Genomic DNA, 10291 nt, shown 5'->3' with positions numbered 1-10291 from the left:
TTTTGTTTGCCGATAATGCCTACCGCACAAAGGAGAAAAACCATGCAAACAATAAAAAAAATTGCGATCACAACCGCTATCACCGCACTGTTCGCCAGCACGGCTTTTGCCGGCAATGGCTCAGGACAACAACACCAATATAAAGGCTCTAACAGCCAGTCAGCCGACCACAGCGGGAGCGGCGAACAGAAAAAACATCAATATAAAGGCTCAAAAGAAGGTAATGGCGATAAAACCATGGCTCAGACTCAGACCCGTACTCAAACGCAAACCATGACGAGAGAGCCGATACCCTACGCTAACTAATAAACCCAAAAGAAATAAACACAGCAAAGCCGCAGTAAACGCCATTACTGCGGCTTTGTTCGTTAAGGCTTAGCTCAATTCTTATACAAACGTACTGAACGGATAGAAAGCGACCTTATCACCTTTAGCTATCGTGGTATCTTCCGGGATCACCACAAAGCCTTCCGCCCAAGAAGCGGACATCAACACACCAGAGCCTTGCTGCGGATAAATTTCGATGACCGACTCTTGTCGCTTGTTGGTAATGCGTGCACGCAAAAAATCGCGACGAAAATTGGCTTTCGGCCAATCAAAATCGGCGGCCAACCAAATCGGATTGGTTTTGATTTGGCTAGCCCCTTGCATTTTCATTAAATACGGACGCGCAAACAATTTGAAGGTGGCAAACGCCGACACCGGATTGCCCGGCAAGCCGAAGAAAGGAATCGTGCCTTTTTGCGCTTTAATCTTGCCGTACGCCAGCGGTTTACCCGGTTTCATCTTCACCTTCCAAGTGTAAAGGCTACCCAACTGCTCAATCGCCGGTTTGATATGATCTTCTTCACCCACCGAAACACCACCGGTGGTCATCACTACATCCGCTTGCTCAGCCGCTTTGGCAATCGCATCAACGGTGGCTTCCAACGTATCTTCCACCCGACCTAGGTCAATCAGTTCAAAACCAAGCTGCGGAATCAAGCCGCTGAGGGTATAGCGATTGGCGTTATAAATCTTACCTTCTTGCGGTGCTTCGCCCGGCTCCAACAACTCATCGCCCGTGGTAAAAGTGGCGATTTTCAGCGGCTGATAAACCTTAATTGCACCAATGCCGATCGAGCTGACTAAACCTAATTCCTGCGGACGCAGACGCGTACCGGCTTTGAGAATGGTTTGTCCGACTTGAATGTCTTCGCCTTTCTTACGGATATTCTCGTTCGGATTGGCTTTGACTTTTATGCGAATTTGACCATCCACCTCTTCGGTGTCTTCCTGCATCACCACCTGATTGGCTCCCGGCGGAATCGGCGCGCCGGTAAAGATACGAGCAACGGTACCGTTTTCTAACTCCGTTCCCACTGCGCCGGCGGCGATACGCTGGCTGACAGGAAAAGTATCGGCATGCTCCAAATCAAAACTGTGTAAGGCGTAACCATCCATCTGACTGTTATCATGCGGCGGCACATTCACGCTAGAAACGATATCTTCTGCCAAAATGCGGTACAGACCATCGGCAACATTGATGGTTTCAGTTTTGGTCGTCACCTGCACGTCATTCAGCAAGGCATAAAGTGTTTCATCAAAAGTTTTCATGGTTTAACTCGATTGACTTGGTTTAATTTGATTATCAAAAATGAGTATTTTGCTCGAACTTGAATTGGCTGGCGAGCAACGGAGTCTATCTGCGAATACATGAGTAGCGGAGCCCGCTATCCAACAAAAAAGTCACGTAAAAAGGCCATTATTTAGCCCAGCGCGACTCCGCCTCTTTATCCGACACTCTCGCATCCACCCAACGCTCAGAGCCATCCGGCAGGGTTTCTTTTTTCCAGAAAGGGGCGTTGGTTTTTAGGTAGTCCATAATAAAGTGCGCCGCATGGAACGCATTTTCACGGTGACGACTGGCAACGGCCACCATCACAATCTGATCACACGGATACATTTTACCGATACGGTGGATGATATGACTGGCTTCGAGATGCCAACGCTGATGCGCTTCCAAACGGATTTTTTCCAGCGCTTTTTCAGTCATCCCAGGATAGTGTTCCAATTCCAGAATGGACACTTCGTCGCCTTCGTTAATATCGCGTACCGTGCCGACAAAGGTCACCACCGCACCGATATCTTTATGGCCGGCACGCAAATTTGCCGCTTCGGTGGTTAAGTCAAAATCCTCTTCACAAATTCGAATGTGGGGAAACATCGGTTCTGGATTCGTCACCAATTAGCCTCCTGTTACTGGAGGGAAGAAAGCCACCTCATCACCGGCTTTAATCGCCGTGCTGCGATTAGCGACATCGTGATTAACCGCGATTTGCAGGTTCTGATTATGCAATAAAGCTTGCTGCCACGCTTCACCACGTTCAGCCAATGCTTTTAGTAGACATTCAACGGTGTTGTAATCAGCTGGCATTTGCTCTTGCGCTTGGCCTAATACTTCACGGAAACTGGCAAAATACAGAATATTTAACATCTTCTTATCCTCGTTAATTTGCTGGCTTAACCGCCAAGCTGAACCATTTGTCTGAATTCGATATTGTGAACGTTTTCTCTAAAGAAATGACGTTCTGGTTTTTTGGCGATGGCCGCGATGATGATTTGTTCTAATTCCTCATCGCTGACGCCGTCGCGTAATGGACTACGCAAATCGACCGAATCTTCTTGCCCAAGACACAAAGCCAAGACCCCGCGAGCGGTTAGACGCACACGATTACAGGTATCGCAAAAGTGGTTAGAGACGGCAGAGATGACACCAATACGGGCATTGGTTCCAGCAATATGAAAATTTCTTGCCGGACCGGCATCGGAACGGTCTGTTGATGGAAGCAAATCGGCACCGACATGGGCTTTGATGCGTTTCAAAATCTTCTCGGCAGCATAATGCTGATCCATCATCGATACGCCGGCAGGACCAATAGGCATAGTTTCAATAAAACGCACTTCAACGCCTTTCTCAATACCGTAATCGACCATCGCTTCGATTTCGTCGTCGTTAGTGCCTTTCATCACCACCATATTGAATTTCACCGGCTTCATGCCGACTTCCAATGCTTTATCAACGCCAGCAAGCACCTTTTCCAAATCACCACCGCGCGTGATGTTTTTAAAGCGCTGCGGACGAAGTGAGTCAATCGAGATATTACAGCGGTTGACGCCTGCCTTAACTAAAGCTTCCGCTTCGCGGTCAAGATAATGCGCATTGGTGGATAAGGCGATGTCTTCCAACCCCTCGTATGGCTTAATCATTTCCACGAGTTCATGCAAACGCTTACGAACCAAGGGCTCTCCACCCGTTAAACGAATTTTGCTCACGCCTAACTTAGTAAAGACTTTAATGATTCGCGCTAATTCTTCATAAGACAAGTACTCTTTATGATGACCATCAGGATGCACGCCTTGCTCCGGCATACAGTAACCACAACGGTAGTTACATAAGTCGGTGACGGAAACACGCACATATTCAATTTTTCGGTTAAATGGGTCAATCAACTCATTACGCATAATTATTTGCTCTAGTTAGCCCGGTTTACGTTGATAAAGCATTATCGCCTCGTGGGTATAACGCATTGTAAAGAACTTTTAAACAAAATCAACAAGACATAAGTTTTTTCTAATTTATATTATTAATCAATGTATTAGGAAGGATTAAAGAGGGTCCAGAAAACATCAGGGATCCAGGCTACATATGGGGAAATATGACAAAAGAATGGAATTTGCTGTGACTAAGCTATTTTGACTCGCATTCTAAAAAGCAAAAAGCCCGACACTGAAAACAGTATCGGGCTTTTCTAGTCGTCTTTTTGACTCTCTTAAGAGCGAAATTTTTGAAATCAAGGCGGGAAACATGAGCCTAAATTAACTAGGTAATTGTTTCCCAACAAAGAGATCACAAAAAATAGCGACCTCTTAAGTTGTCAAAAATTACATGCCTGAGTGACCTACACCTGGCGGATCTTCATGCATACGTTGTGGAACGTTATACTGAGGCGTACCGTCTGGTAGCAAACGAGCTTGTTTGTAGTTGTTGATATTACCTTTACCATCACCTACTTGCTCATCCGCACAGTTTTCCATACAACGAGCGTTGTGAATGACTGGACGGTGGTCACAGAAGAAGTTACCTTGGTTTTTCATGAACTTATTGCTTTTCATCATCAGTTCAGAATTATAGAAGGTATCGCCATCTAACTCAGTACCTTCCGCATCAATCGGAATGTAGTTAGATTGCATGATGTAACCTGTAATGCCTAGGTAACCAGCATCCCCGATAAACGGAGCGTTTGGTGTCCAGAAAGGCATAGTACGACGAATGTAGTCGAAGAAAGTTACTGCATACGGCCAGTAGTTACCAACTGTTTTCATCGGTGCTGGATCGTCGAATGAAGAAGTGATTAGAGACTCTTCTACCGCTAGAGCTAGGTAACCTTTCGCACCTTCACCAAACTCACCGTGACACATACCACAGAACTGAACGTAAACTTTTGCACCTTCATCAACGGTCATACCGACAGAAGGATCTGGAAGACCTTTACCGTCACCGTCAACAACGATGTTCCATTTCGCTAGCGCTGTTTCTGCGATAGGCGTACCGAAACCACGCGCAACGAAGTTTGCATCGTTGGTGTAGTTCGCCGCAACAGCATCATGTACTTCTACGAAAGCCGCAGGAATCTTACACTGTGCGTTACCGTGGTTACCGCCATCAATGCTGTCATCCACTTCAAAAGAGTAAGGGTTCGCTGGATCAAGCTTACCAGCAAGACCTTCACGTCCGTGAGCGGCATCTTTACCAAGAATCGCTTCGATGACTGCTGAGTCTAGGTATTTACCGTCTGCATCACGAATGATTTGTGCATAGTTTGCAGCGTATTTACCATCGATTTTTGCACCAGAAGCCGCAGGTGCGTCTGAACCACCAGACATAGCCATGGCAGAACCGGCAAAAAGAGTCGCAACAGATGCTGCAACTAAAGTTTTCTTAGTACTGAACATTTTCAATCATGCCTCCGCTCTTACCGTTTTCCCATGCGTGTACGCGCCATGTAACCATAGCTGTACGGTGATAAACGTTGTTCGTACCTTCCAACTGACGCATTTGCGGCATTGGAGGCTGTACGTAACCGGTTTCATCAGTAACACGGCTCATTAGGAATGCTTCAGAACCATCCCATTCCCATTCAATCTCGAAACGCGTCCAAGCTTTGTCTAAAACAGGAGAAGTGAAGTGTGCTTCTTTCCAGTTTTTACCACCGTCGAAAGAGATATCAACGTGAGAAACTTTACCGCGACCAGACCATGCTAGACCACGAATATAGTATTTACCTGGGCCTTCCATTTTAAAGTCTGGAGAAGGGTAAGTAATTACTGAGTTTGGCTCCATGTACCATGAGAAACGCTGTGCAGTACCATCAGGCATAAGCTCGGTGTACTTAGACGTCTCTTCACGGTGCTGTGCAGGTACATCGTGTACTTGAATACGACGTAGATATTTAATCCACATGTTCGCTTCACAACCAGGAACAACTAGACGGATTGGGTAACCTTGTTCACGACGTAGAGCTTCACCATTTTGCGCGTAAGCAACAAAACAGTCATCCATCGCGATATCTAATGGGATAGAACGAGTTAGACCCGCAGCATCCGCACCTTCAGGAATAATCCATTTACCTTCTGGCTTGATACCCGCTTCTTTCAATAGGTCAGATAGACGTACACCTGTGTATTCAACACAAGACATCATACCGTGAGTCCACTGAACTGAGTTCAACTGAACCCCTTTCCATTCCATCGCGCCGTTTGCAGGACATTCCACGAAGTGGATACGAGAAATTGAAGGGAAGCGTTTTAGGTCGTCCATCGTGAAAATCAAAGGACGCTCAACCAAACCGTGAATGACCAAACGGTGCTCTTCAGGGTTGATTGTTGGAACACCACCGTGGAAACGCTCGAAGTGAAGACCGTTTGGAGTGATGATACCGTGTAGGCTTTGAATCGGTGTCATGGTAATTGACGCCATTGAGTCAGGCGTTAGCCACTCAAGGGTACGACGTTGCACTTCTTTTTCAAAAGGAGAAGGCATACCATAAGGATACTTACGAACACCGAAACCTAAAGACTTACGCGCAGCGCCGTCTTGTAGTACTTCAGTCAGTTCTTCTTTACCGGCGTAAGGTGCAACCGCTTTCTTAGGGTCATATACAGCACCCTCTGCTGCGCTAGCTGCATTAGTGAACATCACACCACCAGCTACAGCCGCCGTGCCTTTAAGAAAGGCGCGACGACCTTGGTTGCGAGATTCTTCAGTCTGAACTGCAACCTTTTCTACGATTTTATCTGTCATTTATTGCTCCTTGAAGGTGTAACTGCTTGCGAACAGCACAACCCCAAATTCAAGAGTTAAATAATTATTTTTAGCCTAAACGAGCGACCATTTCGGCAATTACAGTTATTGCTGGGCGATTATATTAAAATTTATCCACAATGACTGCAAGTCTTAGGTGACGAAAAATTAGGACTCTCTTATATAAATTTTTTATGACGTTGACCCCCTTAATCTATCTGCTTAATTTTATTAGAAAAAAACACATCATATAGTAGGTAGATTATCTCGCGAACAGATTGGCCCCGATTTTGGATTTTCGATATCTTCAGCCACTTGCGCTAAAAATTGCTGTAACTCATCAATACTCAATACCGAAAGAATCTTATTCATAATTTGTGGGTGGATGGCGATAGTCGTATATTCACCAGATTGCAATTTGACCTGCACACCACAAGCGTCAGCCAAAGCGCCATCGGGGTCATTGCCGTCAATTTCCGCCGCCTGCTCACCAAAAAACAGTTCATCGTAGTAAGCCTCCAACTGCGCAGTCTGTTCTTCAGTTGCTTCTTCTTGCAAATTAACATTAAAAACCGCATCGCCGCCAGACGGCGAATCTTCTACCGTCAACGCCACCAACAACCCTAAATCATTACAAAATTGCCAGTAGCGCTGCGCCAGTGACTCACTAAAAAAAGTAAATTGAGCCTGTTCCATAAAAGCGTCTCCTTATATCCACCTGGCAATTATATGTATATTGACGCACATTGGCTTTTGAAATTTAGCAAGCCCGCGAGTATTATGCTTAGCACCTAAACCCCTTTATCCTATGAGGTTCTGATGCTCAACCGCCAATTCCCAATTACCCGTATGCGCCGTATGCGCAAAGATGATTTTTCACGCCGTTTAATGCGCGAAACCACACTCAGCGCCGACGACTTAATCCTGCCAATGTTCGTGATTGAAGGCCACAACCTGCGCGAGCCAGTGCTTTCGATGCCAGGCGTGGAACGCTTATCAATTGATTTATTAGTGGCGGAAGCCAAAGAAATTTACCAACTCGGCATTCCCATGATTGCCATTTTCCCGGTTACTCCGCCAGAAGCCAAATCGCTGGAAGCAGAAGAAGCCTACAATCCTGATGGCTTAGCACAAAGAGCCATCCGTGCAGTCAAAGCCGCCGTACCAGAATTAGGCATTATGACCGATGTGGCACTGGATCCATTCACTACGCATGGTCAAGACGGTATTATCGATGAAAACGGCTATGTACTGAATGACGACACTATTGACGTACTGATGCAACAAGCCCTTTCACACGCCGAAGCCGGTGCGGATGTGATTGGGCCCTCCGATATGATGGACGGGCGCATTGTCGAAATCCGTGAATTGCTGGAAGACCACGGACATATCAACACACGCATCATGGCCTACTCGGCAAAATACGCATCCAGCTTCTATGGCCCATTCCGTGATGCCGTTGGCTCGGCGGGTAATTTAGGCAAAGGCAACAAACACACCTACCAAATGGATCCAGGCAATCGCAACGAAGCCCTTCACGAAGTCGCTCTGGATTTAAATGAAGGCGCGGATATGGTCATGGTCAAACCTGGCATTCCGTATTTGGATATCGTGCGCGACATAAAAAATGAATTCAAAGCACCGACATATGTGTATCACGTCAGCGGCGAGTATGCGATGCTCAAAGCGGCAGCAGAAAAAGGCTGGATTGACGAAAAGGCGGTCGTATTGGAAACGCTGTTAAGCTGCAAACGCGCAGGGGCGGACGGAATTTTAACCTATTACGCCAAGCTAGCAGCAACGTGGCTAAAAACCGCTCAATAAATAAGTAACCTCACTTTTGCGCGCCTGCTGACAATCTTAGAAACACACAGGCGCGCGATACCCATCATCAAACAGATCAAATCTTCATACAAATAACCGTTGCGTCACAAGATAAATCCACGATAATAAGTTTTTTATCACTGTAAATAAAATTTACCTATTTAAGCATCTGATTATAAAATGAAGCCTCTTCTCTTTTTTACCCTATGCCTGCTTGTGACCTGGCTACCCAACAGTCACGCCACAAGCGACATAACCGATCCCAGCAAAAACCCTTTTAGCATCGGTGTCGGATTTGGTGGTGTAGAAGGACTGATCTTTGAAGGCAGTATGCGGTTGCATCGCAACGTCAATCTTCGACTGCAACACGCACAAGGGCTGGAGTATGAAAAATACGAACGGTATCTCAGCTACGATTATCACTACTACACTGACGGCAGCATGACCTCGCTTACTGCCGATTTCCACCCTTTCGACAACGGCTTCTTCCTATCCACCGGCTATGTGCTCAACCGCTTCAAAATCAAAGGCGACTCGGAAATCCCTCAAGGCTCGCGGCAAAGTCTAGGCTCACTAAATGTACTCGGCATTCCATTGATTTCCGCTACCGCCACCGCAACTGATGACATCACCCTTGACGCCAAAATTCGCTGGCGGGAACACGGCCCCCGACTCTCCACCGGCTGGCTCTTCGATGTTGACCGCCATTTTTTAATCCGGTTTGAAATTGGCGCCCTATTCTTTGGCGACCCAACACTGATTCTCGTTACCGATGGCGAAGTCGACGGCACCGACATTAATCAAATCGACGTCGTCAATGAAGAACGCAGCGAACAAATCGACAGCTTTGACAAAAAAGCCGGTAAATACGATGTATTACCAATTTTCAACTTTGGAATGAACTACCGTTTTTAGTTTTTCTTCAAGTTTACGCTAAGAAAACACAGGTGAGCTCAGAAGCAAATTCCTCCAGGAACCCAAAATACTTCGCATATCTATTCCGCAAATTCAGTCAATGAAAAACGAAGTTCACTTTCCGCTCCTTTTCAAAAGGCCAAATGCTCATCGCTTAACGAATCAAGCTTGTTCTCTGTTTGCGTAAATCTCTTTGACTGATTGATGACAAGGCTCGCGTTATTTGTATGCGCCCTTTAGAATGACTTGTTTAAAAATTCATCTAAAACGAGAGCATCATGACAGATAAATATGCAGTGGTTGGCTATCCGATAGGCCATTCCAAATCTCCTTTAATTCATCGTTTGTTTGCTGAACAGACGGGACAAGATATGTGTTATGAAGCGATTTTGATTGATAATGAAGAGACCACTTTTCGCTGGAGCATGGCAGATTTAAAACAGCGTGGTTACAAGGGCATTAATATCACAGTGCCTTTTAAGCTAGATGCGTTTGAGTATGCAGACAGCAAATCCAGTCGCGCAGAGAGCGCGCATGCCATTAACACTTTTGTATTCAATGAGGACGGTTCAACCACCGGCGACAATACCGACGGCATCGGTTTAGTGAATGATATTGAAATCAATGGCCGACGTTCATTTAAGGATCAACGCATTTTGATTCTCGGTGCCGGTGGTGCTGTGCAAGGTATTATGGAGCCGCTTCTAGAAAAACAGCCGGCCTCTGTGCATATTGCCAACAGAACAGCTAAACGCGCAGAAGTTTTAGGACAACGCTTTGAAACTGATATTCCGGTAACGGGTAGTGGTTGGGACGATATTCCAGTGACAGAAGGCTATGACATTATTATTAACGGTACTTCTGCCAGTTTAGATAACAAGTTACCGCCAGTTTCTGAAGCCGTAATCAAAGCTAACAGTTTGGTATACGACATGATGTATGGCGCTGAACCGACTATTTTTATGAATTGGGCTAAGCAACATCAACCGAATTGCACGGTAATGGATGGATTAGGAATGCTTGTTGGACAAGCAGCCGAAGCGTTCTATTTATGGCGCGGCGTGAAACCCAAAACCGCTCCGGTCATTGCTGAAGTGCGTAAGCTGATGAGTCAAGAAAGTTAATTTCATTTTTTTCAGCAATAAAAAACGGCAGTCCTGAACATTCAGAACTGCCGTTTTTGATTTAGAGCTTACATAAAGTAAGCCG

At 45.9% G+C, this 10291-nt stretch carries 11 protein-coding genes; 4 read left to right on the top strand and 7 right to left on the bottom strand.

The window, feature by feature from the left end:
- Nucleotides 1–42 precede the first annotated feature (42 nt).
- Complete coding sequence (locus HRR27_RS00795) at nucleotides 43–306, top strand: hypothetical protein (RefSeq protein WP_173269391.1); 264 nt, start codon at nucleotides 43–45, stop codon at nucleotides 304–306.
- A gap of 81 nt (nucleotides 307–387) precedes the next feature.
- On the opposite strand, the gene HRR27_RS00790 is transcribed toward HRR27_RS00795, so the two are convergent.
- The 7 genes from HRR27_RS00790 to HRR27_RS00760 form a co-directional block, all read right to left on the bottom strand.
- Nucleotides 388–1596: a molybdopterin molybdotransferase MoeA gene (locus HRR27_RS00790; RefSeq protein ID WP_173269387.1), complete on the bottom strand. Its 1209-nt coding sequence runs from the start codon at nucleotides 1594–1596 to the stop codon at nucleotides 388–390.
- A gap of 148 nt (nucleotides 1597–1744) precedes the next feature.
- Nucleotides 1745–2224 carry a molybdopterin synthase catalytic subunit MoaE gene (moaE, locus tag HRR27_RS00785; RefSeq protein ID WP_243830855.1) on the bottom strand — a complete coding sequence of 160 codons (480 nt, stop codon included), beginning with the start codon at nucleotides 2222–2224 and terminating at the stop codon, nucleotides 1745–1747.
- A 3-nt stretch (nucleotides 2225–2227) separates the two neighbouring features.
- Nucleotides 2228–2476: a molybdopterin converting factor subunit 1 gene (gene moaD, locus HRR27_RS00780; protein ID WP_173269385.1), complete on the bottom strand. Its 249-nt coding sequence runs from the start codon at nucleotides 2474–2476 to the stop codon at nucleotides 2228–2230.
- A 26-nt stretch (nucleotides 2477–2502) separates the two neighbouring features.
- The gene (gene moaA / locus HRR27_RS00775; protein WP_173269383.1) at nucleotides 2503–3504 is read right to left on the bottom strand and encodes a GTP 3',8-cyclase MoaA; all 1002 of its coding nucleotides are present in this window, start codon (nucleotides 3502–3504) and stop codon (nucleotides 2503–2505) included.
- 420 nt (nucleotides 3505–3924) lie between these two features.
- Complete coding sequence (locus HRR27_RS00770) at nucleotides 3925–4995, bottom strand: c-type cytochrome (protein WP_173274201.1); 1071 nt, start codon at nucleotides 4993–4995, stop codon at nucleotides 3925–3927.
- On the bottom strand, nucleotides 4982–6343 hold the full coding sequence (soxC, locus tag HRR27_RS00765; RefSeq protein WP_173269381.1) for a sulfite dehydrogenase: 1362 nt from the start codon (nucleotides 6341–6343) through the stop codon (nucleotides 4982–4984). Before soxC ends, HRR27_RS00770 begins: the two co-directional genes overlap by 14 nt.
- Nucleotides 6344–6589: 246 nt before the next feature.
- On the bottom strand, nucleotides 6590–7039 hold the full coding sequence (locus tag HRR27_RS00760) for a hypothetical protein (protein ID WP_173269378.1): 450 nt from the start codon (nucleotides 7037–7039) through the stop codon (nucleotides 6590–6592).
- Nucleotides 7040–7162: 123 nt separating this feature from the next.
- Between HRR27_RS00760 and hemB the strand changes: the two genes are divergently transcribed.
- The 3 genes from hemB (at nucleotide 7163) to aroE (ending at nucleotide 10206) form a co-directional block, all read left to right on the top strand.
- Nucleotides 7163–8167, top strand: a complete 1005-nt coding sequence (hemB, locus tag HRR27_RS00755; protein ID WP_173269376.1) for a porphobilinogen synthase — start codon at nucleotides 7163–7165, stop codon at nucleotides 8165–8167.
- Between the two features lie 330 nt (nucleotides 8168–8497).
- Complete coding sequence (locus HRR27_RS00750; RefSeq protein WP_173269373.1) at nucleotides 8498–9082, top strand: hypothetical protein; 585 nt, start codon at nucleotides 8498–8500, stop codon at nucleotides 9080–9082.
- A gap of 278 nt (nucleotides 9083–9360) precedes the next feature.
- Nucleotides 9361–10206 (top strand): shikimate dehydrogenase, encoded by an 846-nt coding sequence (gene aroE / locus HRR27_RS00745; protein ID WP_173269370.1) that lies wholly within the window; start codon nucleotides 9361–9363, stop codon nucleotides 10204–10206.
- Nucleotides 10207–10291: the final 85 nt, after the last annotated feature.

Origin of the sequence: Thiosulfatimonas sediminis (assembly GCF_011398355.1) — a bacterium.
Taxonomy (GTDB): Bacteria; Pseudomonadota; Gammaproteobacteria; order Thiomicrospirales; family Thiomicrospiraceae; genus Thiomicrorhabdus; species Thiomicrorhabdus sediminis_A.
Note: the sequence above shows the minus strand (reverse complement) of the source record. Positions and strands in the feature narration are given on the sequence as shown.

What these genes read in the sequence shown, in the direction of transcription:
- HRR27_RS00795 (WP_173269391.1), top strand. Translation starts at nt 43, where the DNA reads ATGCAAACAATAAAAAAAATTGCGATCACAACCGCTATCACCGCACTG.
- HRR27_RS00790 (WP_173269387.1), bottom strand. Translation starts at nt 1,596, where the DNA reads ATGAAAACTTTTGATGAAACACTTTATGCCTTGCTGAATGACGTGCAG.
- moaD (WP_173269385.1), bottom strand. Translation starts at nt 2,476, where the DNA reads ATGTTAAATATTCTGTATTTTGCCAGTTTCCGTGAAGTATTAGGCCAA.
- moaA (WP_173269383.1), bottom strand. Translation starts at nt 3,504, where the DNA reads ATGCGTAATGAGTTGATTGACCCATTTAACCGAAAAATTGAATATGTG.
- HRR27_RS00770 (WP_173274201.1), bottom strand. Translation starts at nt 4,995, where the DNA reads ATGTTCAGTACTAAGAAAACTTTAGTTGCAGCATCTGTTGCGACTCTT.
- soxC (WP_173269381.1), bottom strand. Translation starts at nt 6,343, where the DNA reads ATGACAGATAAAATCGTAGAAAAGGTTGCAGTTCAGACTGAAGAATCT.
- HRR27_RS00760 (WP_173269378.1), bottom strand. Translation starts at nt 7,039, where the DNA reads ATGGAACAGGCTCAATTTACTTTTTTTAGTGAGTCACTGGCGCAGCGC.
- hemB (WP_173269376.1), top strand. Translation starts at nt 7,163, where the DNA reads ATGCTCAACCGCCAATTCCCAATTACCCGTATGCGCCGTATGCGCAAA.
- HRR27_RS00750 (WP_173269373.1), top strand. Translation starts at nt 8,498, where the DNA reads ATGCGGTTGCATCGCAACGTCAATCTTCGACTGCAACACGCACAAGGG.
- aroE (WP_173269370.1), top strand. Translation starts at nt 9,361, where the DNA reads ATGACAGATAAATATGCAGTGGTTGGCTATCCGATAGGCCATTCCAAA.